This window comes from Paraburkholderia sp. MM5482-R2, from assembly GCF_050436125.1.
GTDB classification, from domain to species: Bacteria; Pseudomonadota; Gammaproteobacteria; order Burkholderiales; family Burkholderiaceae; genus Paraburkholderia; species Paraburkholderia tuberum.
The window spans coordinates 724314-748646 of the sequence record NZ_JBNDLP010000002.1; the positions used below are offsets into that span (position 1 = coordinate 724314).

Genomic DNA, 24333 nt, shown 5'->3' on the forward strand with positions numbered 1-24333 from the left:
TCCTGCCCCGCGGCGGAACGGCATGTCCGCCACGCGCGATCGTGTAGCTGTCTCTGAGTGCCGCGAAGCGACCGCCGTGAGTTGGCCGCCGGTCGTGCTCGCTCCCCTTGAAGCCCTAGAAGATTTCAAGCATTGCGCCCCACGCGCATTGTCCGCCGACGCCTCGTGACGAGTGCGCCAGGCTGACCTACCGAGTCGTCCAACCATGAACGCACCTCAAGTTTTCGATCCGCACGGCGCCGCCGGCGCGGTGGCCGCCGATCCCGAAGCGCGTCTGCGCGAAATTCCCTACAACTACACGTCGTTCTCCGACCGCGAAATCGTCATCCGCCTGCTCGGCAACGACGCCTGGGACGCGCTCGCCGAACTGCGCGCCGAACGCCGCACCGGCCGCTCGGCGCGCATGCTGTACGAAGTGCTCGGCGATATCTGGGTCGTGCGCCGCAATCCGTATCTGCAGGACGACCTGCTCGACAATCCGAAGCGCCGCGCGCTGTTGATCGAGGCGCTCAATCACCGTCTCGCCGAAATCGAAAAGCGCCGCCGCGCCGATCTGCGCGAACACGGCGACGAAGCCGGCGTCGAGCGCGCCGCACGCGTCGAAAAGCTGGTGCAGGCCGCGCGCCGCGCGATCGACGAGTTCGCCAGCGAATTCCAGCAGACCTACGACCTGCGCCGCCGTTCTACGCGCGTGCTCGGCAAGGTCACGCAGAAAGACAACATCAAGTTCGATGGCCTGTCGCGCGTCTCGCACGTGACCGACGCGACCGACTGGCGCGTCGAATACCCGTTCGTCGTGCTGACGCCGGACTCCGAGGCCGAAATCGCCGGCATGATCAAGGCCTGCTTCGAACTCGGCCTGACGGTGATTCCGCGCGGCGGCGGCACCGGCTACACGGGCGGCGCGGTGCCGCTCACGCCGTTCTCGGCCGTCATCAACACCGAAAAGCTCGAACAGCTCGGCCCGGTCGAAATGACCCAGCTGCCGGGCGTCGATCGCAAGGTCGCGACGATTTTCTCGGGCGCGGGCGTCGTCACGCGCCGCGTGACCGAAGCGGCCGAGCAGGCCGGCTTCGTGTTCGCGGTCGACCCGACCTCGCTCGACGCGTCCTGCGTCGGCGGCAACGTCGCGATGAACGCGGGCGGCAAGAAGGCGGTGCTGTGGGGCACGGCGCTCGACAACCTCGCGTGGTGGCGCATGGTCGACCCGGAAGGGAACTGGCTCGAAGTCACGCGTCTCGAGCACAACATGGGCAAGATCCACGACATCGAAGTCGCGCGTTTCGAGCTCAAATGGTTCGACGGCGACTGCGCGCCGGGCGAGAAGCTGCTGCGCACCGAAGCGCTGGACATCAAGGGCCGCGTGTTCCGCAAGGAAGGCCTCGGCAAGGACGTCACCGACAAATTCCTCGCCGGTCTGCCGGGCGTGCAGAAGGAAGGCTGCGACGGCCTCATCACGTCCGCGCGCTGGGTGCTGCACAAGATGCCTGCGCATACGCGCACCGTCTGTCTCGAGTTCTTCGGCCAGGCGCGCGAGGCGATTCCGAGCATCGTCGAAATCAAGGACTACCTGTTCGAGACGTCGCGCCAGGGCGGCGCGATTCTCGCGGGTCTCGAGCATCTTGACGAGCGCTATCTGCGCGCGGTCGGCTATGCGACCAAGAGCAAACGCAACGCGTTTCCGAAGATGGTGCTGATCGGCGATATCGTCGGTAACGACGCGGACGCGGTCGCGCAGGCCACCTCGGAAGTCGTGCGCATGGCCAACGGCAAGAGCGGCGAAGGCTTCGTCGCCGTCAGCGCCGAGGCCCGCAAGCGCTTCTGGCTCGACCGCAGCCGTACGGCCGCGATCGCAAAGCACACCAACGCGTTCAAGATCAACGAAGACGTCGTGATTCCGCTCGACCGCATGGGCGAATACACGGACGGCATCGAGCGCATCAACATCGAGCTGTCGCTGAAGAACAAGCTGCAACTGGTCGACGCGCTCGAAGCGTTCTTCAAGGGCGGCAAGCTGCCGCTCGGCAAGAGCGACGACGCGAACGAAATCCCCAGCGCCGAGCTGCTCGAAGACCGCGTGCAGCAGGCGCTCGATCTACTCGCGCGTGTGCGCACGCGCTGGGAATTCGTGCGCGGCAAGCTCGACCTGTCGCTGCGCGAGGCGCAGCACTACCTGGTCGGCCTCGGCTACGAGTCGCTCGCCGAAAAGTTCGCCGACCGCGTCGACGCGCAACCCGACGCAAACGTATTCCACCTCGCGCAGGACCGCACGATTCGCGTGTCGTGGAAGCAGGAAATCCGCGCCGAATTGCGGCAGATTTTCAACGGCGGCGAGTTCAAGCCGATCCTCGACGAAGCCCAGGCGATCCACAAGCAGGTGCTGCGCGGGCGCGTGTTCGTCGCGCTGCACATGCACGCGGGCGACGGCAACGTCCACACGAACCTGCCGGTCAACTCCGATAACTACGAGATGCTGCAGGACGCGCACACGGCGGTCGCGCGCATCATGAAGCTCGCGCGTTCGCTCGACGGTGTGATCTCCGGCGAGCACGGCATCGGCATCACGAAGCTCGAATTCCTGACCGACGACGAGATCGGCGAATTCCGCAAGTACAAGCAGCGCGTCGATCCGCATGGCCGCTTCAACGCGGGCAAGCTGCTCGAAGGCGCGGACCTGCGCAACGCGTACACGCCGAGCTTCGGCCTGATGGGCTACGAATCGCTGATCATGCAGCAGTCCGATATCGGCGCGATTTCCGAGTCGATCAAGGACTGCCTGCGCTGCGGCAAGTGCAAGCCCGTCTGCGCGACCCACGTGCCGCGCGCGAACCTGCTGTACAGCCCGCGCAACAAGATTCTCGCCACGTCCTTGCTGGTCGAGGCATTCCTGTACGAAGAGCAGACGCGCCGCGGCGTGTCGATCAAGCACTGGGACGAGTTCAACGACGTCGCCGATCACTGCACTGTCTGCCACAAGTGCGTGACGCCGTGCCCGGTGAAGATCGACTTCGGCGACGTGACGATGAACATGCGCAACCTGTTGCGCAAGATGGGCAAGAAGAAGTTCAACCCGGGCAACGCCGCGGGCATGTTTTTCCTGAACGCGACCAACCCGCAGACCATCAACCTCGCGCGCACCGCGATGATGGGCATCGGCTACAAGGCGCAGCGCCTCGGCAATGAAGTGCTGAAGAAGTTCGCGAAGAAGCAGACCGCGCATCCGCCCGCCACGGTCGGCAAGCCGGTGATCACGCAGCAGGTGATCCACTTCATGAACAAGAAGATGCCGGGCAACCTGCCGAAGAAGACCGCGCGCGCCTTGCTCGATATCGAGGACAACAAGATCGTCCCGATCATCCGCAATCCGAAGACGACCACCGCCGACACCGAAGCGGTGTTCTACTTCCCGGGCTGCGGCTCCGAGCGGCTGTTCTCGCAGGTTGGTCTCGCGACCCAGGCAATGCTGTGGGAGGCGGGCGTGCAGACCGTGCTGCCGCCGGGCTACCTGTGCTGTGGCTATCCGCAGCGCGGTTCGGGCCAGTACGACAAAGCCGAGCAGATCGTCACCGACAACCGCGTGCTGTTCCACCGCGTCGCCAATACGCTGAACTACCTCGACATCAAGACGGTGGTGGTGTCGTGCGGCACGTGCTACGACCAGCTCGCCGGTTACGAATTCGAAAAGATCTTCCCGGGCTGCCGGATCATCGACATCCACGAGTATCTGCTGGAAAAAGGCATCAAGCTCGATGGCGTGAACGGCGTGCGCTACATGTACCACGACCCGTGCCATTCGCCGATCAAGACGATGGACCCGGTCAAGCTCGTCAATCAGCTGATGGGTTCGGAGCAGGACGGCTACAAGATCGAGAAGAACGACCGCTGCTGCGGCGAATCGGGCACGCTCGCGGTCACGCGTCCCGACATCTCGACCCAGGTGCGCTTCCGCAAGGAAGAAGAAATCCGCAAGGGCGCGGCGAAGCTGCGCGGCATCCCTCTCGTCGCCGAAGCGGGCGCGAACGCGATCAATCCGGCCAATGCATCGGCCGGCGCCGCGGGCGCGCCGAACGGTTCGGTGCTGAAGGCCGGCGACGGTCCGCAGCCCAATCACGGAAACGCGGGTTCGACCGACGTCAAGATCCTCACGAGTTGCCCGTCGTGCCTGCAAGGGCTGTCGCGCTACAACGAAGACGCGGGTACCGAGGCGGACTACATCGTGGTCGAGATGGCACGTCACGTGCTCGGCGAAAACTGGATGGCGGACTACGTTCAACGGGCGAACAATGGCGGAATCGAGCGCGTGCTGGTTTAATGGCACGACCAACGATTTTTGCCGAGGACGACGATGGACTGCGTTTTTTGCCGTGAAGACGGCGGCCATGTGCTGTGGCAGGACGACTCGCTGCGAGTCGTCCTCGCCGACGAACAAGACTACCCGGGTTTTTGCCGGGTCATCTGGAACGCTCACGTCGCCGAGTTTTCGGATCTTTCTGCCGACGAGCGCGATCACGTGATGAAGGCCGTGTACGCGGTCGAGCGTGCGCAGCGGCGCGTGATGCAGCCCGCGAAGGTCAATCTCGCGAGCCTCGGCAACCAGGTGCCGCACGTGCACTGGCACGTGATTCCGCGTTTCTCGAACGACGCGCATTTCCCCCTGCCGATCTGGGCGCCGCGCCAGCGCACGGTGTCCGAAGCGATGTTGTCGTCGCGCCGCGCGCACGCCACGCTGCTGCGCGAAGCCGTGCGGCAGGAAATTGAACAGGCGCTGGGCTGAGCGTCGCTGAACCCGTCGCCGCGCATCGCCGGACTGCCGTCGGCGTGCGAGGCGGCCGATCCGACGTTATCACCCGCCGTTATCTGATGAGGCCAACATGAGCGGATTGACTCCCGAGACGCCGGTGCCGACAGGCGTGATCTTGCATTCGAAGTCGCGCGTGCTCGAACTGCAGTACGCGAACGGCGAAGCGTATCGGCTACCGTTCGAACTGCTGCGCGTGTATTCGCCGTCGGCGGAAGTGATGGGCCACGGGCCCGGTCAGGAAACCCTGCAGACCGGCAAGCGCGACGTGACGATCACGATGATCGAAGGCGTCGGCAACTACGCGCTGCAACCGACCTTCTCCGATGGACACGCCACCGGTATCTACTCGTGGGACCTGCTGTACGACATGGCCGTGCGTCAGGATGAACTCTGGCGCGCGTATCTCGCCAAACTGGCAGCGGCCGGCATCGACCGCGACACGCCGATGGTGCCCGCCGCGGCTGCGCACGGGCACTGTCACTGATACGATTCGCCCCCGAACGCCGCTCGAGCGGCGCAACATTCAAGAACACGCGAAAGGACGAGCGCGATGAGCAAAACCCACTTCGGCTTTCAATCGGTCGACGAACAGGACAAGGCGCAGAAGGTGGCGGGGGTGTTCCACTCGGTGGCCGCCAACTACGACCTGATGAACGACCTGATGTCGGGCGGATTGCACCGGGCGTGGAAGGTGTTCACGATCGCCCAGGCGAACGTGCGGCCGGGCTACAAGGTGCTCGACATTGCGGGCGGCACGGGCGACCTGTCGAAAGCATTCGCGAAACAGGCGGGCGAAACGGGCGAGGTCTGGCATACCGACATCAATGAATCGATGCTACGCGTGGGCCGCGACCGGCTGCTCGACAAGGGCATCATCACGCCGGCGCTGCTGTGCGATGCCGAGAAAATCCCGTTTCCGGACAACTACTTCGACGTCGTGACGGTCGCGTTCGGCTTGCGCAACATGACACATAAGGACATCGCGCTTGCCGAGATGCGTCGTGTGCTGAAACCGGCCGGGCGGCTGCTCGTGCTCGAGTTCTCGAAAGTATGGGATCCGCTGAAGAAGGTCTACGATCTGTATTCGTTCAAGGTGTTGCCATGGCTCGGCGAGCGCTTCGCCAAGGACGCGGAAAGCTACCAGTACCTGGCGGAATCGATCCGCATGCATCCGGACCAGGAAACTTTGAAAACTATGATGGAACAAGCTGGTCTCGATGGCGTCAAATATTACAATTTGTCAGCTGGCGTGGTAGCTTTGCATGTGGGGATCAAATACTAGAGTCCCTAACCCATCGATTTTTAAAGGAAAGTGCGAAATGTCCGATTCGAATTTGTTATCTACTCGTAAGGTTAAGGGGTCGCTGGCGAGAAGAATCGGACTGATCGCGATGGTCGGTCTGCTGATGGCCGGCACGCTTGCCTCTCTCGAAGCCGAAGCGCGCCGCATGGGCGGAGGCCGCAGCTTCGGCCGTCAATCGAATAGTCTGCAGCAGCGCCAGACGACGCCGCCGTCCCAGCCGGCGCAGAACAATCAGGCCCCGCAGCAGAGCGCGCAGGCGGCGCCTGCGACTAAGCCCACGCCGCCCGCCGCGCCGAACCGCAATCGCTGGCTCGGGCCGATCGCCGGTCTCGCGGCCGGTCTCGGCATCGCCGCATTGCTGTCGCATTTCGGGCTCGGCGAGGCGTTCGCCGGCATGTTCGCGAACGTGATCGTGATCGCGTTGATCGCGATTGTGGTGATCTGGCTCATCCGCCGCTTCACCGGCCGTAAGCGCGATGCGGCGCAGCCTGCTTACGCGGGCACGGCGCCGTCGCTGAACACGAAAGGCACCGACTATATTCAGGAGCCGCGTTACACGGCGCCGCCCACCGGCTCGTATCTCGAACCGCAGGGCAACCCGTTGACCACGCCATCGCTCGGCGCGACGCCGTCGGTGCCGGCCGGTTTCGATTCGGAAGCGTTTCTGCGTAACGCGAAGGTGTACTTCGTGCGCCTGCAGGCCGCGTGGGACGTCGGCAACGTCGAGGACATCCGCGAATTCACGACGCCGGAAATGTTCGCCGAAGTGCGCGTCGATCTCGCGTCGCGCGGCACGCAGCCGAGCCAGACCGACGTCGTGCAGTTGAACGCCGAGCTGCTCGGCGTCGAGGAGCGCGCGAACGAATCCTTCGCGAGCGTGCGCTTCTCCGGTTTGATCCGCGAGGAGCCTGGCGCGGCGGCCGAGCCGTTCGTCGAAGTCTGGAATCTGACGAAGGCGAACCGCACTGGCGAAGGCTGGCTGCTTGCCGGCATCCAGCAGGTCGAGCAACACTGACATGCCGACGCATCGAGTCGCGTTTGCCTCGAAAAGAGCCGGCCAGGGCATAGCGATGCCTCACCTCGCGCATGGCTTAGGCCGTTCGGCATAGCAGGCCGCGAAGCGAACGGACGTTACAATGGGAGCCCGCGCAAGCACCTCGCTCGCGCGGGTTTTTTCTTGCCACCTTCGATGACCCTCGCCGCCAAGCCCTTCGCTGCTGCTGTCAATCATCTGCTCGCCCGCGAATCGTGGGCCCGCGAGCGCCTCGCCCCGTACGCGGGCAAGACCGCTCGCCTGTCATGTCCGCCGGTTGTGCTCGCGCTGCTCGTGCAGCCCGACGGCTATCTCGCTACGCTCGACGAAGCCGATGCGCATCAGTTCGACGTGACGATCTCGGTGCCGTCCGACGCACTGCCGGCCTTCCTGCAAGGTGGCCAGGCGGCGGTGATGAAGCACGTGAAGATCGAGGGCGACGCCGAGTTCGCGACCGTGATCGCGAAGCTCGCCGAGCATCTGCGCTGGGAGCCGGAGGAAGATCTCGCGAAGCTGATCGGTGATGGACCCGCGTGGCGCATCGCGTCGCTAGTCCGCTCAGTCGGCGAGCATGTGCAGCGCACCGGTCGCAATCTGCTCGACACCGCCGCCGAGTACCTGCTCGACGAAAATCCGCAACTGGTGCGCCGCACCGCGCTCGCTGACTTCAACGTCGAGCTGGCGCGCGCGCGCGATTCGCTCGCGCGCGTCGAAAAGCGCATCGAGCGCATCGAACAGAAGGTCGAAGCCCGCGGCGCGCAAACGCCGGGCGGCGCCGCCACGTCGCGCGGCACGCGCTAGTCACCGGGCCCAGCCATGCGTTTTCTGCGTTTTCTCAAGATATTTTTCACGGTCATCCGCTTCGGCCTCGACGAAATGATGTTGAGCCGCATCAACGACCGGCGCGTGCGTCTGCTGCTGCGCATCACGACGCTCGGTCGCAAGTTCGATGCGCCGCCGGGCGTGCGTCTGCGGCTCGCTCTCGAAAGCCTCGGGCCGATCTTCGTCAAGTTCGGCCAGGTGCTGTCGACCCGTCGCGATCTGCTGCCGGTCGATATCGCCAACGAACTTGCCAAGCTGCAGGACCAGGTGCCGCCGTTCGATTCGGCGGTCGCGATCGCGCTCGTCGAGAAGTCGCTCGGCGCGCCGGTCGACGTGCTGTTCGACGATTTCGAGCGGGTGCCGGTCGCGAGCGCGTCGATCGCACAGGTCCACTTCGCGAAGGTGAAGGCCGGCCAGCATGCGGGCAAGGCGGTCGCGGTGAAGGTGCTGCGCCCCAAGATGCTGCCGGTGATCGATTCCGACCTCGCGCTGTTGCGCGACATCGCCGTGTGGGCCGAGCGTCTGTGGGCCGACGGCAAGCGCCTGAAGCCGCGCGAGGTGGTCGCCGAATTCGACAAATACCTGCACGACGAACTCGACCTGATGCGCGAGGCCGCCAACGGCAGCCAGTTGCGGCGCAACTTCCTGGGGCTCGACCTGCTGCTCGTGCCCGAGATGTACTGGGAGTTCTGCACGCCCACGGTGCTCGTGATGGAGCGCATGGTCGGCGTGCCGATCAGCCAGGTCGATACGTTGCGCGCGGCGGGTGTCGACATCCCGAAGCTCGCGCGCGAGGGCGTCGAAATTTTCTTCACGCAGGTGTTCCGCGACGGCTTTTTCCACGCCGACATGCACCCCGGCAACATCCAGGTGAGCCTCGATCCCGCGCACTTCGGCCGCTATATCGCGCTCGACTTCGGCATCATCGGCGCGCTGTCGGACTTCGACAAAAACTACCTCGCGCAGAACTTCCTCGCGTTCTTCAAGCGCGACTACCATCGCGTCGCGACGCTGCATCTGGAGTCGGGCTGGGTGCCGCCGAGCACGCGCGTCGAGGAGCTCGAAAGCGCGATCCGCGCGGTCTGCGAACCGTATTTCGATCGCGCGCTGAAGGACATTTCTCTCGGCCAGGTGCTGATGCGTCTGTTCTCGACGTCGCGGCGCTTCAACGTCGAGATCCAGCCGCAGCTCGTGTTGCTGCAAAAGACGATGCTGAACGTGGAAGGCTTAGGCCGTTCGCTCGATCCCGAACTGGATCTGTGGAAGACCGCGAAGCCCTATCTCGAGCGCTGGATGAACGAGCAGATCGGCTTGCGCGGCTGGTACGAGCGTCTGAAGATCGAGGCGCCGCAGTGGAGCAAGACGCTGCCGCAGTTGCCGCGCCTCGTCCATAACATGCTGGCCGAGCGCCATCATCCGGTGGGCGGCGCGAACGACGACGTGATCCGCCAGATCCTGCTCGAGCAAAAGCGCACCAACCGTCTGCTGCAAGGCCTGCTGCTGTTCGGCGTGGCGGTCGGCGTCGGCGCGATGCTGGCGCGTGCGTTCCTGGTACTGGCTTATGGAGGTTAGATTCCGATGAGCGATCCGACCCAACCCGCCGCGCCCGATTTCGCAACCCGCGATCCCGACTCGCCCGAGTTCTGGGACGAACGCTTCGAGCGCCATTTCACGCCGTGGGATCAGGCGGGCGTGCCGTCCGCGTTTCGCGCGTTCGCCGAACGGCACCGCGACGTGGCCGTGCTGATTCCAGGCTGCGGCAGCGCGCACGAAGCGGTATGGCTCGCGCGCCAGGGCAACCCGGTACGCGCGATCGACTTCTCGCCGGCCGCCGTGGCGGCGGCACGCGAGCAGCTCGGCGCGCATGCATCGCTGGTCGAACAGGCGGATTTCTTCACCTATGCGCCACCGTTCGCACCGGCATGGATCTATGAGCGCGCATTCTTCTGCGCGCTGCCGCCGGCGCGCCGCGCCGACTACGCGCAGCGCATGGCCGAACTGCTGCCGGCCGGCGGGTTGCTGGCGGGCATCTTTTTCATCGGCGCGACGCCGAAAGGGCCGCCGTTCGGCGTCGAACGCGGCGAGCTCGATGCGCTGCTCACGCCACACTTCGAGCTGGTCGAAGACGAAGCGGTCGACGACTCGATCGCCGTATTCGCCGGACGCGAGCGCTGGCTCACCTGGCGGCGTCGCGGCTAACGCCACGCGCGCCGCTCTTGAGAGGTCCGGGGGTCGTCCCCATCTGGCGCGGTGGCGGGCGCGTCGTGCGTCCGCTTCCCGAAATCCGGGGAACGGACATCGTTTGCGGCTATAATTCAAGGCTTTGCAAGCGTTTACAAGATTTCAGTAGGCATTTGGAGTAAGAGAGGATCATGCCGATCTACGCTTATCGTTGCGGGTCATGCGGTTTCGGGAAGGACGTGCTCCAGAAGATGAGCGACCCCCAGTTGACGCAGTGTCCCGAGTGCGGAAAAGACACCTTTAGCAAACAACTCACCGCCGCCGGCTTCCAGTTGAAGGGCTCCGGCTGGTACGTGACCGATTTCCGCAGCGGCACGAGCGCGCCGGCCGCGTCGGAAGCGAAGTCCGAGCCGGCCGCAGCCGCTGCCCCGGCTGCATCGGCTGCCGTGCCCGCGGCGCCCGCCGCCACGAGCCCGAGCGGTTCCAGCAGCGCCTAGTGGGACTGCCGCCCCGCGCGGGCGGCGTATCTACCGCGCATGGGCTTCGGCCCGCGCAGCTTTCTGGCGGTACACATGACGACGAAGAAATTCACGCTCAAATCGGTGTTTCTGACCGGCCTGCTGGTGCTGGTGCCTCTGGCCATCACACTGTGGGTGCTCGGTCTGATCATCGGCACGATGGACCAGACGCTGTTGCTGCTGCCTACCTCGTGGCAGCCGGAACGCACGATCGGCTATCGCTTGCCGGGCCTCGGCGCGGTGCTCACACTCGCGTTCATCTTCGTCGTCGGGCTGTTGACGCAGAACTTCATTGGGCAGAAGCTCGTGAAGTGGTGGGAACTGCTGGTCGCGCACATTCCGGTGGTCGGCCCGCTCTACACCAGCGTGAAGCAAGTGTCCGACACGCTGCTGTCGAGCAGTGGCAATGCATTCCGTAAGGCGCTGCTGATCGAGTACCCGCGCCGCGGGTCCTATACGATCGCGTTTCTGACCGGCATCCCGGGCGGCGACGTGGCCAACCATCTGAAGGAAGATTACGTCAGCGTATACGTGCCGACCACGCCGAACCCGACGTCCGGCTTCTTCCTGATGGTGCCGAAAAGCGAAGTGATCGAGCTCGACATGACGGTCGACGCTGCGCTCAAGTACATTGTCTCGATGGGCGTCGTGGCGCCGTCCGCGCCACCGCCGGCGCCGGTGCGCCGCGCCACCGTCGAGCCCCCGCTCTAATGCCGGCGCGCAACGCTTCATGCAGGATCGTCTGCGGCGCGCCGTTCAACCAATGCAAAACGAAAGACAAACATCATGTCGATGAGATCTGAATACTGCGGTCTGGTGACCGAGGAACTGCTGGGCCAATCCGTCTCGCTGTGCGGCTGGGTAAGCCGCCGCCGCGACCATGGCGGCGTCATCTTCATCGACCTGCGCGATCGCGAAGGGCTCGTTCAGGTCGTCTGCGATCCGGATCGCGCTGACATGTTCAAGGTCGCCGAAGGCGTGCGCAACGAGTTCTGCGTGCAGGTCAAGGGCATCGTGCGCGGCCGTCCGGAAGGCACGACCAATGCATCGCTGAAGAGCGGCAAGATCGAAGTGCTGTGCCACGAGCTGATCGTGCTGAACGCGTCGGTCACGCCGCCGTTCCAGCTCGACGATGACAACCTGTCGGAAACCACGCGCCTCACGCATCGCGTCCTCGACCTGCGCCGTCCGCAGATGCAGCACAACCTGCGTCTGCGCTACCGCGTCGCGATCGAAGTGCGCAAGTACCTCGACGAGCAGGGCTTCATCGACATCGAAACGCCGATGCTCACGAAGAGCACGCCGGAAGGCGCGCGCGACTACCTCGTGCCGTCGCGCACGAACCCGGGCCAGTTCTTCGCGCTGCCGCAGTCGCCGCAGCTGTTCAAGCAGCTGCTGATGGTCGCGAACTTCGACCGTTACTACCAGATCACCAAGTGCTTCCGCGACGAAGACCTGCGCGCCGACCGTCAGCCGGAATTCACGCAGATCGACTGCGAAACCTCGTTTCTGTCGGAACAGGAAATCCGCGATCTGTTCGAGGCGATGATCCGTCACGTGTTCAGGACGACGATCGGCGTCGAGCTCGACCAGAAATTCCCGGTCATGGAATACGCGGAAGCGATGCGCCGCTTCGGTTCGGACAAGCCCGACCTGCGCGTGAAGCTCGAGTTCACCGAGTTAACCGATGCGATGCGCGACGTCGACTTCAAGGTGTTCAGCACCCCGGCCAACACGAAGGACGGCCGTGTCGCGGCGCTGCGCGTGCCGAAGGGCGGCGAGCTGTCGCGTGGCGACATCGACAGCTACACGGAATTCGTGCGCATCTACGGGGCGAAGGGTCTCGCGTGGATCAAGGTCAATGAAGCGGCGAAGGGCCGCGACGGTCTGCAAAGCCCGATCGTGAAGAACCTGCACGACGAAGCGCTGAAGGCGATCATCGAGCGCACCGGCGCACAAGACGGCGACATCATCTTCTTCGCGTCGGATCGCGCGAAGGTCGTCAACGACAGCCTCGGCGCGCTGCGTCTGAAGATCGGTCATTCGGAATTCGGCAAGGCCAACGGTCTCGTCGAGTCCGGCTGGAAGCCGCTGTGGGTCGTCGACTTTCCGATGTTCGAATACGACGAGGAAGACAACCGCTACGTCGCCGCGCATCACCCGTTCACGAGCCCGAAGGACGAGCACCTCGAGTACCTCGAAACGGACCCCGCGCGCTGCCTCGCGAAGGCCTACGACATGGTGCTGAACGGCTGGGAAATCGGCGGTGGCTCGGTGCGTATCTACCGTGAGGAAGTGCAGAGCAAGGTGTTCCGCGCGCTGAAGATCAACGCGGAAGAAGCGCAGGCGAAGTTCGGCTTCCTGCTCGACGCGCTGCAATACGGCGCGCCGCCGCACGGCGGTATCGCGTTCGGTCTGGACCGCATCGTCACGATGATGGCCGGCGCCGACTCGATCCGCGACGTGATCGCGTTCCCGAAGACGCAACGCGCGCAGGATCTGCTCACGCAGGCGCCCAGCGAAGTCGACGAGCGTCAGCTGCGCGAGCTGCACATCCGTCTGCGCACGCCGGAACCGAAGGCATAAAACCGCGGCCGCTGCACGCGGCCGGCAAGCGGTCTTGCGTGTGCCGGCCAGCGGGCCGGCGGCCGCAAAAAAACCACACGAGCGAAACGAAAAGGCGCTGAGGTGATCTCCACCTCAGCGCCTTTTTCAATTTTTGCGTTACAGTGAAGCCACCGCTTTCCAGACCCTTTCGACCGTCATCCGACATGTATCGCGCGTATCGTCGCGCCCAGTTTGAGCCATGCCGAAACCGCCGAAAATTCCGCAGTCCGTCCTCGTCATCATTCATACGCCTGCGCTCGACGTGCTGCTGCTCGAGCGCGCCGATCATGCGGCGTTCTGGCAGTCGGTGACGGGTTCGAAAGACCGGCTCGACGAACCGCTCGCCGACACGGCGGTGCGCGAAGTCGGCGAGGAAACCGGCATCATGATCGGCGGCGCACTGGTGCCGCGCAGCGGGTTGTTCGACTGGCACTACTCGATCGACTACGAGATCTACCCGGAATTTCGTTACCGCTACGAAGCGGGCGTGCTCTACAACACCGAGCACTGGTTCAGCCTGCAGGTCCCCGAGTGCATCGACGTGACGCTCGCGCCGCGCGAACACACCGCGTATATGTGGCTGCCATATGAAGAGGCCGCATCGCGCTGCTTTTCGTCGTCGAATGCCGATGCGATCCTGCAGTTGCCGCGCCGGCTCGCCGCACGCCCGGTCGACCCGCAATCCGGCCCGCTGGCCGGGGAGCGTGGCCAGTGAGCGCAGGCGGCTCGGGCCGTTTGGCGCGTCTGCGGCACACGTTGCTCGGCCGTCGTTACTGGCAGCGCTACCGCTTCACCAGTAACAACGAGGTCGAGCTGCTGCGCTCCGGCGACGATTTCTTCGACGCGCTGATCGAGCGCATCGACGCGGCCGAGCACAACGTCGCGCTCGAAACCTATATCTTCTGCGACGACGAAGCCGGCCACGCGGTCAGCGAGGCGCTGCTTCGCGCTGCCGCGCGCGGCGTCAGAGTGCGCGTGATCACCGATGGCGTCGGCACCGCGCGCCTGAAGATGTTCGAGCAATGGCCGGCCGGCGGCATCGAGCATTGCATCTACAACCCGCATCTGTTCGGCCGCTTCGGCTTTTCGCGCACGCACCGCAAGCTCGCGGTGATCGACGATCAGATCGCGTATTGCGGCGGCATCAATATCGTCGACGATTACGAGAACAACGGCGAGAAGCTGCCGTACCGGCGCTGGGACGTCGCGGTCGAGCTGCGCGGGCCGGTGGTCGCCGACGTGCGCGATGCGATCGACGTGCAGTGGCGGCGGATTCGCGTCGGCCATCGGCCGCTCGATTCGATGAAGCCCGACCTGTCGTCGCAGGACGCCAACTCGCTTGGCAGTCTGCGCAGACGCCGGCGACGCCGCAACGAGGCACTGTGGGCCGGCGGCGAGCCGTGCGTCGCATTCGTCGCGCGCGATAACCTGATCAACCGCCGCGCGATCGAAAAAGCTTATCTGGCCGCGATCGGCCAGGCGCGCCATGAAATCCTGCTCGCGAATCCGTACTTCATGCCGGGACGCAAGCTGCGTCGCGCGCTGGTGTTCGCGGCGCGGCGCGGCGTGGTCGTGAAGCTGATCATCGGGCGCAAGGAGTTCAAGGCGCTCGATTACGCCGTGCCGTTCCTGTACCACGCGCTGTTGCGCGCAGGCGTGCAGATCGCCGAATACGAGAAGACGCTGCTGCACGGCAAGGTCGCGGTGGTCGATTCGAACTGGGGCACGGTCGGTTCGTCGAATCTCGATGCGCTCAGCCTGATGCTGAACAACGAAGCGAACGTCGTGCTCGTGAACGATCCGTCGATCCCCAAACTGCGCGACGCGATTCTCGACGCGTTCACGGACGCGCGCCCAATCGATGAAGCGCACTACGAATCGCGACCGGCGCGCGTGCGCGCGCTGAGCTGGATCGCGTACACGAGCTACCGCGTCGCGATGAAGCTGCTGACGGTCGGCGGCTACGACTAATACCGCTCGCACGAGAGCCCGCGCTTGCCGCATCATGTCGGCCATCAATCGGCGCCAGCGAGCCGGGGCAAAGAAATAGAACACGCGCGAGAACACGCGCGCGCCGATCGGCAACCATCGAGTCAAGGCAAACGCCTCTAAAAATCTGATTGATCTGATGGTCGAAAGCCGCAAAATTAGAAGCCGATTAGAAACCGGTTTCTAATAAAGTCCTTGTTTCGCGGACGGCAAGCACTCAATAATAGTACGGCCGTTCGATTTTCAATTCGATCACATTAGAACGGTAAAACAGCTATGCGAAAAGGCGAACAAACCCGAGCCGCGATTCTCGACGCAGCACTCGATCTGGCAGGCCGAGACGGACTGGAAGGTCTGACGATTGGTCTGCTGGCCGAGCGCATGCAGATGAGCAAGAGCGGTGTGTTCGCGCATTTCGGGTCGCGCGAGGATCTGCAGATCGAGGTCGTGCGCGAATACCACCGCCGTTTCGAAGACGAGGTGTTTTTCCCGAGCCTGCGCGAGCCGCGTGGTCTGCCGCGCTTGCGCGCGATGATTTCCCGCTGGATCGAGAAACGCATTCAGGAAGTCACGACCGGCTGCATCTACATCAGCGGCGCCGTCGAATACGACGACCGCGCGGACAGCCAGGTGCGGGAGCAGTTGGTGTCAAGCGTGACGACGTGGCGTGCGGCGCTCACGCGCGCGATCTCACAAGCGATGGAAGAAGGGCATCTGCGCGCCGATACCGACCCGCAGCTGATGCTGTTCGAACTGTATAGCGTCACGCTCGGCCTGCATCACGACGCGCGCTTTCTGCATCTGCCGGATGCGGTGCGTCTCACGTGGGCCGCGCTGGAAAAACTGATTAATTCGTATCAAAGCGAAAGCCGTTAGCGGCGTCGCCGGAATCTACCGGAAACGCGCGGCCCAGAAGGTCCGACCACGGGCCCGGCCAACGGCCTGGCTTTTTGTCAAACCAGGGAGAGAGAGTAATGGGACAGTACGCCGCGCCGCTGCGCGACATGCAATTCGTGTTACACGAACTGCTCAACGTCGAGGTCGAACTTCGGCAAATGCCGAAGCACGCCGAACTCGACGCCGACACGATCAACGCGGTGCTCGAGGAAGCCGGCAAGTTCTGCTCCGAAGTGCTGTTCCCGCTCAACCACAGCGGCGACCAGGAAGGCTGCACGTATGCCGGCGACGGCGTCGTGACCACGCCGAAGGGCTTCAAGGAAGCCTATCGGCAATACGTCGAAGCCGGCTGGCCGGCGCTCGGTTGCGACCCGGAATTCGGCGGCCAGGGACTGCCCGCGTTCGTCAACAACGCGCTCTATGAAATGCTGAACTCGGCGAATCAGGCGTGGACGATGTATCCGGGCCTGTCGCACGGCGCGTACGAATGCCTGCACGCGCACGGCACGCCGGAACTGCAGCAGCGCTATCTGCCGAAGCTCGTCGCAGGCGTCTGGACCGGCACGATGTGTCTGACCGAGCCGCATTGCGGCACCGACCTCGGCATTCTGCGCACGAAGGCCGAGCCGAACGGCGACGGCTCGTACTCGATCAGCGGCACGAAGATTTTTATTTCGAGCGGCGAGCATGACATGGCGGAGAACATCGTTCACCTCGTGCTCGCGCGTCTGCCGGATGCGCCGAAGGGCACCAAGGGGATTTCGCTGTTCATCGTGCCGAAGTTCGTGCCGAACGAAGCGGGTGAGCCCGGTGAGCGCAACGGCGTGAAGTGCGGTTCGATCGAGCACAAGATGGGCATCCACGGCAACGCGACCTGTGTGATCAATCTCGACAACGCGAAGGGCTGGATGGTCGGCGAGCCGAACAAAGGTCTGAACGCGATGTTCGTGATGATGAACGCCGCGCGTCTCGGCGTCGGCATGCAGAGCCTCGGTCTCACGGAAGTCGCATATCAGAACTCGCTCACGTACGCGAAAGAGCGGCTGCAGATGCGTTCGCTGACCGGCCCGAAGGCGCCGGAAAAGGCCGCCGATCCGATCATCGTGCATCCGGACGTGCGCCGCATGCTGCTCACGCAGAAGGCCTACGCCGAAGCCGGCCGCGCGTTCTCGTACTGGTCGGCGCTGCAGATCGACAAGGAGCTGTCGCACGCCGACGAAGCCGAGCGCAAGGAAGCCGCCGACCTCGTCGCGCTGCTCACGCCGATCCTGAAGGCGTTCCTGTCGGACAACGCGTTCGAAGGCACCAATCACGCGATGCAGATCTACGGCGGCCACGGCTTCATCGCCGAATGGGGCATGGAGCAGTACGTGCGCGACGCGCGCATCAACATGATCTACGAAGGCACCAACGGCATCCAGTCGCTCGACCTGCTCGGCCGCAAGGTGCTCGGCGACATGGGCGCGAAGATGAAGAAGTTCGGCAAGCTCGTCGCCGAATTCGTCGAAGCCGAAGGCATCAAGCCGGAGATGCAGGAGTTCGTGAACCCGCTCGCCGAGATCGGCGAAAAGGTGCAGAAACTGACGATGGAAATCGGCATGAAGGCGATGCAGAACCCGGACGAAGTCGGCGCCGCGGCCGTGCCGTATCTGCGCACGGTCGGCCATCTGGTGTTCTCGTACTTCTGGGCGCGCATGGCTCGTATCGCGCTCGACAAACAGGCGTCGGGCGATCCGTTCTACAAGGCGAAGCTCGCGACCGCGCGCTTCTACTTCGCGAAGCTGCTGCCCGAAACGGCGATGACGATCCGCCAGGCGCGCGCCGGTTCGAAGCCGATGATGGACGTCGAAGAAGCGTTGTTCTGACGCTCGCACATCGAGCGAGGCCACACACATCGCGCGAAGCATGGCTGACGCTTCGCGCCATCGCACAACTCTCCGGAGAAACGACGTGAGCAATCTGATCATTCGCAAGGTAGCCGTGCTCGGCGCCGGCGTGATGGGCGCGCAGATCGCCGCGCACCTGATCAACGCCAAGGTGCCCGTGCTGCTGTTCGACCTGCCAGCCAGGGAAGGCCCGAAGAACGGGATCGCGCTGAAGGCGATCGAAAATCTGAAGAAGCTGTCGCCGGCGCCGTTCGGCGTGAAGGACGACGCGCAATACATCCAGCCCGCGAACTACGACGACGACATCGACAAGCTCGCCGAGTGCGACGTCGTGATCGAAGCGATCGCCGAACGTATGGACTGGAAGCACGACCTGTACAAAAAGGTCGCGCCGCACATCGGCCCGAACGCGATTTTCGCGACCAACACGTCGGGGCTGTCGATCACCGCACTGTCAGAAGGTTTCGCGGACGAGCTGAAGGCGCGCTTTTGCGGCGTGCACTTCTTCAATCCGCCGCGCTACATGCATCTGGTCGAACTGATCCCGACCGCGACGACGCGTCCGGAAATTCTCGATCAGCTCGAGACCTTCCTGACCAGCGTGGTCGGCAAGGGCGTCGTGCGCGCGAAAGATACGCCGAACTTCATTGCGAACCGCGTCGGCGTGTTCTCGATCCTTGCGGTCATTGCCGAAGCCGCGAAGTTCGGCCTGCGTTTCGATGAAGTGGACGACCTGACCGGCGCGCGCCTCGGCCGCGCGAAGTCGGCGACGTTCCGCACCGCCGACGTGGTCGGTCTCGACACGATGGCGCACGTGATCAAGACGATGCAGGACACGCTGCCGGACGATCCGTTTCTGCCGGTCTACGAAACGCCGGCCGTGCTCGCCGAACTGGTGCAGAAGGGCGCGCTCGGCCAGAAGACCGGCGCCGGCTTCTACAGGAAGGAAGGCAAGGCGATCAAGGTGCTCGATCCGAACACGGGTGCATATATCGACGGCGGCGGGAAGGCAGACGAACTCGTCGGCCGCATTCTGAAGCGTCCGGCTGCCGAGCGTCTGAAGCTGCTGCGCGAAACGCAGCACCCGCAGGCGCAGTTCCTGTGGTCGATCTTCCGCGACGTCTATCACTACATCGCCGTGCATCTGGAATCGATCGCCGACAATGCGCGCGACGTCGATCTCGCGATCCGCTGGGGCTTCGGCTGGAACGAAGGTCCGTTCGAAGGCTGGCAGACGGCCGGCTGGAAGCAGGTCGCCGAATGGGTGCAGGAAGACATCGCGGCGGGCAAGGCGCTCGCCAACGTGCCGCTGCCGTCGTGGGTGCTCGAAGGCGCGGTTGACGAGAAGGGCGGCGTGCACACGGCCGAAGGCTCGTGGTCGCCGGCCACGCAGACCTTCGTGCCGCGCTCGTCGCTCGACGTGTACGGCAAGCAGGTGTTCCGCGCGCCGCTCGTCGGCGAAACCGGCGCCGATCCGAAGACCTACGGCAAGACGCTGTTCGAGACCGATGCGGTGCGCGCATGGGTCGACGATCGCGCGGGCGAGGACGACGTGCTGATCGTGTCGTTCAAGAGCAAGATGAACACGATCGGACCGGCGGTGATCGAAGGGCTCACGCAGGCGATCGAACTGGCCGAGGAGGACTACAAGGGCCTCGTCGTGTGGCAGCCCACATCGCTGAAGCTCGGCACGCCGGGCGGTCCGTTCTCGGCGGGCGCGAACCTCGAAGAAGCGATGCCCGCGTTCATGATGGGCGGCGCGAAGGGCATCGAGCCGTTCGTGAGGAATTTCCAGCAGGGCATGCTGCGCGTCAAGTACGCGAACGTGCCGGTGATTTCGGCGATCTCGGGCATCGCGCTCGGCGGCGGCTGCGAGCTCGCACTGCACAGCGCGAAGCGCGTCGCGCACATCGAGAGCTATCTGGGTCTCGTCGAAGTCGGCGTGGGTCTCGTGCCGGCCGGCGGCGGCCTGAAGGAAGCGGCGCTGCGCGCGGCCGAAGCGGCAAGCCAGGTCGGCGCGACGAGCGATCTGCTGAAATTCCTGCAGAAGTCGTTCGAGAACGCGGCGATGGCGAAGGTGTCGGCTTCCGCGCTCGACGCCCGCGCGATGGGCTACCTGAAGCCTTCCGACACGATCGTCTTCAATGTGTTCGAACTGCTCGACGTCGCGAAGAAGGAAGCGCGCGCGCTCGCCGCGGCGGGCTACCGTGCGCCGCTGCGCGCGACCCAGGTGCCGGTCGCGGGCCGCTCGGCGATCTCGACGATCAAGGCGTCGCTCGTCAACATGCGCGACGGCCGCTTCATCAGCGAGCATGATTTCCTGATCGCGAGCCGCATCGCGGAAGCGGTGTGCGGCGGCGACGTCGAAGCGGGCAGCCTCGTCGACGAAGAATGGCTGCTGCAACTCGAGCGTCGCGCGTTCATCGAGCTGCTCGGCACGCAGAAGACGCAGGAACGGATCATGGGCATGCTGCAGACCGGCAAGCCGGTGCGCAACTAAGCGGCGACCGCACAACGTGCATGGGACCAGAGTAAGAGCTTTGGCCAACTCTGGTCGACAAAGGAGATTCCCAAATGGCAAAGCAATTGCAAGACGCATACATCGTCGCCGCGAGCCGTACGCCGATCGGCAAGGCGCCGCGCGGCATGTTCAGGAACACACGTCCGGATGAGCTGCTGGTTCACGCGATCAGGTCGGCCGTCGCTCAGGTGCCGGGCTTCGACACCGGCGTGATCGAAGACGCGATCGTCGGTTGCGCGATTCCGGAAGCGGAGCAGGGCCTGAACGTCGCACGGATCGGCGCGCTGCTGGCAGGTCTGCCGAACACGGTCGGCGGCGTCACGGTGAACCGCTTCTGCGCGTCGGGTCTGACCGCGCTCGCGATGGCCGCGGACCGCATCCGCGTCGGCGAGGCGGATGCGATGATCGCGGGCGGCTGCGAATCGATGAGCATGGTGCCGATGATGGGCAATAAGCCGTCGCTGTCGCCGCATATATTCGATCGCAACGAAGACGTCGGCATCGCGTACGGCATGGGCCTGACCGCGGAGAAAGTCGCCGAGCGCTGGAAGATCAGCCGCGAAGCGCAGGACGCGTTCTCGGTCGAATCGCACCGCCGCGCGATGGCCGCGCAGCAAGCCGGCGAATTCAACGACGAAATCGCCGCGTACACGATCGTCGATCGCGTGCCCGATCTCGCGACCGGCGAGATCAACGTGAAAACGCGCGAGGTGTCGCTCGACGAAGGTCCGCGCGCGGAAACGTCGATGGAAGGCCTCGCGAAGCTGCGCGCGGTGTTCGCGAACAAAGGCTCGGTCACGGCCGGCAACAGCTCGCAGACGTCGGACGGCGCGGGCGCGTTGATCGTCGTGTCGGAAAAAATCCTCAAGCAGTTCAACCTGACGCCGCTCGCGCGCTTCGTCAGCTTCGCGGTGCGCGGCGTGCCGCCGGAAATCATGGGCATCGGCCCGAAGGAAGCGATTCCGGCCGCGCTGAAAGCCGCGGGCCTGAAGCAGGACGACCTCGACTGGATCGAGCTGAACGAGGCGTTTGCCGCGCAGTCGCTCGCGGTGATCCAGGACCTCGGCCTCGATACGTCGAAGATCAACCCGCTCGGCGGCGCGATCGCACTGGGCCATCCGCTCGGCGCGACCGGCGCGATTCGTGCGGCGACCGTGGTGCACGGCCTGCGCCGCCGCAACTACAAGTACGGCATGGTGACGATGTGCGTCGGTACCGGCATGGGCGCGGCGGGCATCATCGAGCGTCTGTGAGCCGCTGATCGAACGGGGGATCCTTCTGTGATCCACCAGGGACCGCGCAACGGTTCGCAGGCCGCGCGGCTTGCGAACCGTTTCTACATTCAGCAGGAGCACAAGGAGATGAACGGGATGACGACGGATATTCTGGTCGAGCGCGCCGACGCGGTGCTGACCATCAGCTTCAACCGGCCCGGCAGGAAAAACGCGTTCACGGCCGCGATGTATCAGACGATGGCCGACGCGCTCGTGGAAGCGCAGGGCGACGCGTCGGTGCGCGCGATCCTGATTCGCGGCAGCGCGGGCATATTCAGCGCGGGCAACGATCTCGAGGACTTCATGAAGTCGCCGCCGGTTGGCGAAACCCCGCCGGTGTTCCAGTTCCTGCGCGCGCTAGGTTCGGCGGAAAAACCGGTGGTGGCGGCGGTCGCGGGGCCGGCCGTCGGCGTCGGCACGACGCTGCTGCTGCATTGCGATCTGGTCTACGCGGCCGACACCGCGAGCTTTTCGCTGCCGTTCACGCAGCTCGGGCTGTGCCCGGAAGCAGCGTCGAGCCTGTTGCTGCAGCGCGTGGCCGGTTACCAGGCGGCGGCGGAAAAACTGCTGCTCGGCGAGGCGTTCGACGCGGCCGAAGCGCACCGCATGGGCTTTGTGAATCGCGTGCTGCCGGCGGGCGAAGTCGACGCGTTCGCGGCGTCGCAGGCCGCGAAGCTGGCGGCGCTGCCGGCGTCGTCGTTGCGCGTGACGAAGAGCCTGATGAAGCGCGCGAGCCAGCAGGAACTGCAGACGCAGATGACCGAGGAAGCCGTGCATTTCGGCAAGATGCTGCTTGCGCCCGAAGCGCGCGAGGCGTTCAAGGCGTTCTTCGAGAAGCGCAAGCCGGATTTCCGGCGGTTCGACTGAGGGGGGCGACGCAGGCGGGCTTCGGGTGGGTTAGCCGTGAATCGTCGCTGCGCCGCTTCAATCGCTCAAGCTTGCTGCTGCCACGTGTCGTAATCGACGTAGCTGCCTTCGCGGCAGAAGCTCACGAGCCGCACGCCCGCCTCACGCGCGATCGCAATCGCGAGCGACGACGGCGCCGAGATCGTCGCGACCATCGGCACGTCGACGCGCGCGGCCTTGCGCACCAGCTCGTAGCTCGCGCGGCTCGACAGAAACACGAAACCGTCGCGCGTATCGGCGCGGTCGAGCACGAGCTGGCCGATCAGCTTGTCGAGCGCGTTGTGGCGGCCGACGTCCTCGAACGCAGAGTGGATCGCGCCTTGCGCATCACACCACGCGGCCGCGTGGAGGCCGCCCGTCAAACGAGTGAGCGCCTGGTGCTCGGGCAGCGCGCGCGCGGCGCGTGCGATCGCATCGGGCGCGAGCCGCTGCAAGAAGCCAGTGTCGGGTACACGCTGCGGTTTCAGATCCAGCAGATCGATGCTTTCGATGCCGCACACGCCGCAGCCGGTGCGCCCGGCGAGCGCGCGGCGCTTTTCCTTCAAACCGGCGAACGCCTGCTGCACGACCTGCAATTGCACCTCGGCATGCGGCAGCTCGCCGTGCCCGTGCAATTCGACCTCGATGTCCTGAATGTCGCTGCCGCGCTCGACGATCCCCTCCGAAATCGCGAAGCCGACCGCGAACGCTTCGAGATCGCGCGGCGTGCACATCATCACCGCGTGCGAGATGCCGTTGAACACGAGCGCGACCGGCCACTCCTGGCCGACGTGATCGGTGGCGGTTTCAACCGCCGCGCCGCGATGGCGGCGCACTTCGAGTTGCACCGCGCCGGGTTGTTCGTCGCTGTCGAGGGCGTGGGGCTGGCCGTCCGCCCGCTCGGTTGCGCGCCCGTTTTCCTGTCCGTTCAAGCTGCTTCACTCCTGTACCATGCCGCGCGTCAAAGGGTGCGCCGGCCTCGCCGTGTGCTTCGCGGCGGCCGCCGCGCGGGGCGCCGTCGCGCGAATAAGGTTCTAAAATACCTCAAGCGACGCCCGCACGCTGTCCGCCACCGACAAGGAGCACTGACATGGGACTCAACGAAGCACCGCTTCTGTTCGACTTCGAGGTCGCGTCTTCGGAGAATTTCACTTATATCCCGATGTCGGTGCGCTTCAATCTCGACCGTTTCGGGCTGCGCATCACGCTCGCGCAGTGGCAGCAACTGCCGCTCGAAGATCGTAAGCTGCTCGCGCGTTTCCCGGTCGAAGACGACACGCAGATCGAACCGAATTTCGATCACGCGCTGTTCGAGATGCTGCGCACGCACGCGAACGTCGAACCGGAGTGGTTTACGCCGGAGGAGTCGCCGGCCTGGCGTCAAACCGACAGCGTGCCCGACGGTGTCGCGCATCAGGCGGGGCTGGCCGGTCTCGCCGCGCCGAGCGTCGCGCGCTGGGCCGAGCTCGATCCTTTCAAGCGCTATGTGCTCGCGAAGCTGTCGCGCAAGCCCGAGGCGAGCCACGATTTCGTCCCGGCGATGAAGGAATTTGGAGCCGCCGGCTAGGTGCGGCCGGCTAGGTGCGGCCGGCCAGCCGCTCCCAGCCAGGCGCCCC

20 protein-coding genes are annotated in these 24333 nt (G+C 64.7%); 19 read left to right on the forward strand and 1 reads right to left on the reverse strand.

Features of this window, described 5'->3' with window-relative positions:
* Window positions 1–205 precede the first annotated feature (205 nt).
* From OKW37_RS06410 to OKW37_RS06495, 18 genes are all read left to right on the forward strand, one after another.
* A complete protein-coding gene (locus OKW37_RS06410) occupies window positions 206–4312 on the forward strand; it encodes a DUF3683 domain-containing protein (protein ID WP_429407460.1) in 4107 nt (1368 codons plus the stop codon).
* Window positions 4313–4345: 33 nt separating this feature from the next.
* Entirely contained in the window at window positions 4346–4774 is a 429-nt protein-coding gene (locus tag OKW37_RS06415) for an HIT family protein (protein ID WP_429407458.1), read from the forward strand.
* Between the two features lie 97 nt (window positions 4775–4871).
* Window positions 4872–5285 (forward strand): gamma-butyrobetaine hydroxylase-like domain-containing protein, encoded by a 414-nt coding sequence (locus OKW37_RS06420; protein WP_018419393.1) that lies wholly within the window; start codon window positions 4872–4874, stop codon window positions 5283–5285.
* A 66-nt stretch (window positions 5286–5351) separates the two neighbouring features.
* Window positions 5352–6083: a bifunctional demethylmenaquinone methyltransferase/2-methoxy-6-polyprenyl-1,4-benzoquinol methylase UbiE gene (gene ubiE / locus OKW37_RS06425; protein WP_184062414.1), complete on the forward strand. Its 732-nt coding sequence runs from the start codon at window positions 5352–5354 to the stop codon at window positions 6081–6083.
* A 37-nt stretch (window positions 6084–6120) separates the two neighbouring features.
* Window positions 6121–7119 (forward strand): TIM44-like domain-containing protein, encoded by a 999-nt coding sequence (locus OKW37_RS06430; RefSeq protein WP_429407456.1) that lies wholly within the window; start codon window positions 6121–6123, stop codon window positions 7117–7119.
* A gap of 174 nt (window positions 7120–7293) precedes the next feature.
* Window positions 7294–7938, forward strand: coding sequence for a ubiquinone biosynthesis accessory factor UbiJ (locus OKW37_RS06435; RefSeq protein ID WP_429407454.1), 645 nt, complete (start codon window positions 7294–7296; stop codon window positions 7936–7938).
* 15 nt (window positions 7939–7953) lie between these two features.
* Window positions 7954–9531, forward strand: coding sequence for a ubiquinone biosynthesis regulatory protein kinase UbiB (ubiB, locus tag OKW37_RS06440; protein WP_187611162.1), 1578 nt, complete (start codon window positions 7954–7956; stop codon window positions 9529–9531).
* 6 nt (window positions 9532–9537) lie between these two features.
* On the forward strand, window positions 9538–10158 hold the full coding sequence (locus OKW37_RS06445; protein ID WP_184062408.1) for a methyltransferase domain-containing protein: 621 nt from the start codon (window positions 9538–9540) through the stop codon (window positions 10156–10158).
* A gap of 173 nt (window positions 10159–10331) precedes the next feature.
* The gene (locus tag OKW37_RS06450) at window positions 10332–10637 is read left to right on the forward strand and encodes an FmdB family zinc ribbon protein (protein ID WP_184062406.1); all 306 of its coding nucleotides are present in this window, start codon (window positions 10332–10334) and stop codon (window positions 10635–10637) included.
* A gap of 75 nt (window positions 10638–10712) precedes the next feature.
* Entirely contained in the window at window positions 10713–11369 is a 657-nt protein-coding gene (locus tag OKW37_RS06455; protein ID WP_026225597.1) for a DUF502 domain-containing protein, read from the forward strand.
* A 75-nt stretch (window positions 11370–11444) separates the two neighbouring features.
* Entirely contained in the window at window positions 11445–13244 is a 1800-nt protein-coding gene (gene aspS, locus OKW37_RS06460) for an aspartate--tRNA ligase (protein WP_184062404.1), read from the forward strand.
* A gap of 220 nt (window positions 13245–13464) precedes the next feature.
* Window positions 13465–13980 carry a dihydroneopterin triphosphate diphosphatase gene (nudB, locus tag OKW37_RS06465; RefSeq protein ID WP_090803007.1) on the forward strand — a complete coding sequence of 172 codons (516 nt, stop codon included), beginning with the start codon at window positions 13465–13467 and terminating at the stop codon, window positions 13978–13980.
* Window positions 13977–15236 (forward strand): cardiolipin synthase ClsB, encoded by a 1260-nt coding sequence (gene clsB, locus OKW37_RS06470; RefSeq protein ID WP_429407451.1) that lies wholly within the window; start codon window positions 13977–13979, stop codon window positions 15234–15236. Before nudB ends, clsB begins: the two co-directional genes overlap by 4 nt.
* A 294-nt stretch (window positions 15237–15530) precedes the next feature.
* Entirely contained in the window at window positions 15531–16130 is a 600-nt protein-coding gene (locus OKW37_RS06475) for a TetR/AcrR family transcriptional regulator (RefSeq protein WP_184027146.1), read from the forward strand.
* Between the two features lie 98 nt (window positions 16131–16228).
* Complete coding sequence (locus OKW37_RS06480; RefSeq protein WP_429407449.1) at window positions 16229–18016, forward strand: acyl-CoA dehydrogenase C-terminal domain-containing protein; 1788 nt, start codon at window positions 16229–16231, stop codon at window positions 18014–18016.
* An 85-nt stretch (window positions 18017–18101) separates the two neighbouring features.
* Complete coding sequence (locus OKW37_RS06485; RefSeq protein ID WP_429407447.1) at window positions 18102–20537, forward strand: 3-hydroxyacyl-CoA dehydrogenase/enoyl-CoA hydratase family protein; 2436 nt, start codon at window positions 18102–18104, stop codon at window positions 20535–20537.
* Window positions 20538–20611: 74 nt separating this feature from the next.
* A complete protein-coding gene (locus OKW37_RS06490; protein WP_429407445.1) occupies window positions 20612–21811 on the forward strand; it encodes an acetyl-CoA C-acyltransferase in 1200 nt (399 codons plus the stop codon).
* Window positions 21812–21928: 117 nt separating this feature from the next.
* Window positions 21929–22699 (forward strand): enoyl-CoA hydratase, encoded by a 771-nt coding sequence (locus OKW37_RS06495; protein WP_429408477.1) that lies wholly within the window; start codon window positions 21929–21931, stop codon window positions 22697–22699.
* Between the two features lie 65 nt (window positions 22700–22764).
* Here OKW37_RS06495 and fdhD read toward each other — a convergent pair whose 3' ends face one another.
* Window positions 22765–23649 (reverse strand): formate dehydrogenase accessory sulfurtransferase FdhD, encoded by an 885-nt coding sequence (fdhD, locus tag OKW37_RS06500; RefSeq protein ID WP_429356587.1) that lies wholly within the window; start codon window positions 23647–23649, stop codon window positions 22765–22767.
* Window positions 23650–23807: 158 nt separating this feature from the next.
* On the opposite strand from fdhD, the gene OKW37_RS06505 reads away from it, so the two are divergent.
* Complete coding sequence (locus tag OKW37_RS06505; RefSeq protein WP_184062390.1) at window positions 23808–24284, forward strand: nitrate reductase associated protein; 477 nt, start codon at window positions 23808–23810, stop codon at window positions 24282–24284.
* Window positions 24285–24333 lie beyond the last annotated feature (49 nt).

Coding starts and splice junctions, on each gene's coding strand:
- OKW37_RS06410 (WP_429407460.1), top strand. CDS start 206: ATGAACGCACCTCAAGTTTTCGATCCGCACGGCGCCGCCGGCGCGGTG.
- OKW37_RS06415 (WP_429407458.1), top strand. CDS start 4,346: ATGGACTGCGTTTTTTGCCGTGAAGACGGCGGCCATGTGCTGTGGCAG.
- OKW37_RS06420 (WP_018419393.1), top strand. CDS start 4,872: ATGAGCGGATTGACTCCCGAGACGCCGGTGCCGACAGGCGTGATCTTG.
- ubiE (WP_184062414.1), top strand. CDS start 5,352: ATGAGCAAAACCCACTTCGGCTTTCAATCGGTCGACGAACAGGACAAG.
- OKW37_RS06430 (WP_429407456.1), top strand. CDS start 6,121: ATGTCCGATTCGAATTTGTTATCTACTCGTAAGGTTAAGGGGTCGCTG.
- OKW37_RS06435 (WP_429407454.1), top strand. CDS start 7,294: ATGACCCTCGCCGCCAAGCCCTTCGCTGCTGCTGTCAATCATCTGCTC.
- ubiB (WP_187611162.1), top strand. CDS start 7,954: ATGCGTTTTCTGCGTTTTCTCAAGATATTTTTCACGGTCATCCGCTTC.
- OKW37_RS06445 (WP_184062408.1), top strand. CDS start 9,538: ATGAGCGATCCGACCCAACCCGCCGCGCCCGATTTCGCAACCCGCGAT.
- OKW37_RS06450 (WP_184062406.1), top strand. CDS start 10,332: ATGCCGATCTACGCTTATCGTTGCGGGTCATGCGGTTTCGGGAAGGAC.
- OKW37_RS06455 (WP_026225597.1), top strand. CDS start 10,713: ATGACGACGAAGAAATTCACGCTCAAATCGGTGTTTCTGACCGGCCTG.
- aspS (WP_184062404.1), top strand. CDS start 11,445: ATGTCGATGAGATCTGAATACTGCGGTCTGGTGACCGAGGAACTGCTG.
- nudB (WP_090803007.1), top strand. CDS start 13,465: ATGCCGAAACCGCCGAAAATTCCGCAGTCCGTCCTCGTCATCATTCAT.
- OKW37_RS06475 (WP_184027146.1), top strand. CDS start 15,531: ATGCGAAAAGGCGAACAAACCCGAGCCGCGATTCTCGACGCAGCACTC.
- OKW37_RS06480 (WP_429407449.1), top strand. CDS start 16,229: ATGGGACAGTACGCCGCGCCGCTGCGCGACATGCAATTCGTGTTACAC.
- OKW37_RS06490 (WP_429407445.1), top strand. CDS start 20,612: ATGGCAAAGCAATTGCAAGACGCATACATCGTCGCCGCGAGCCGTACG.
- OKW37_RS06495 (WP_429408477.1), top strand. CDS start 21,929: ATGACGACGGATATTCTGGTCGAGCGCGCCGACGCGGTGCTGACCATC.
- OKW37_RS06505 (WP_184062390.1), top strand. CDS start 23,808: ATGGGACTCAACGAAGCACCGCTTCTGTTCGACTTCGAGGTCGCGTCT.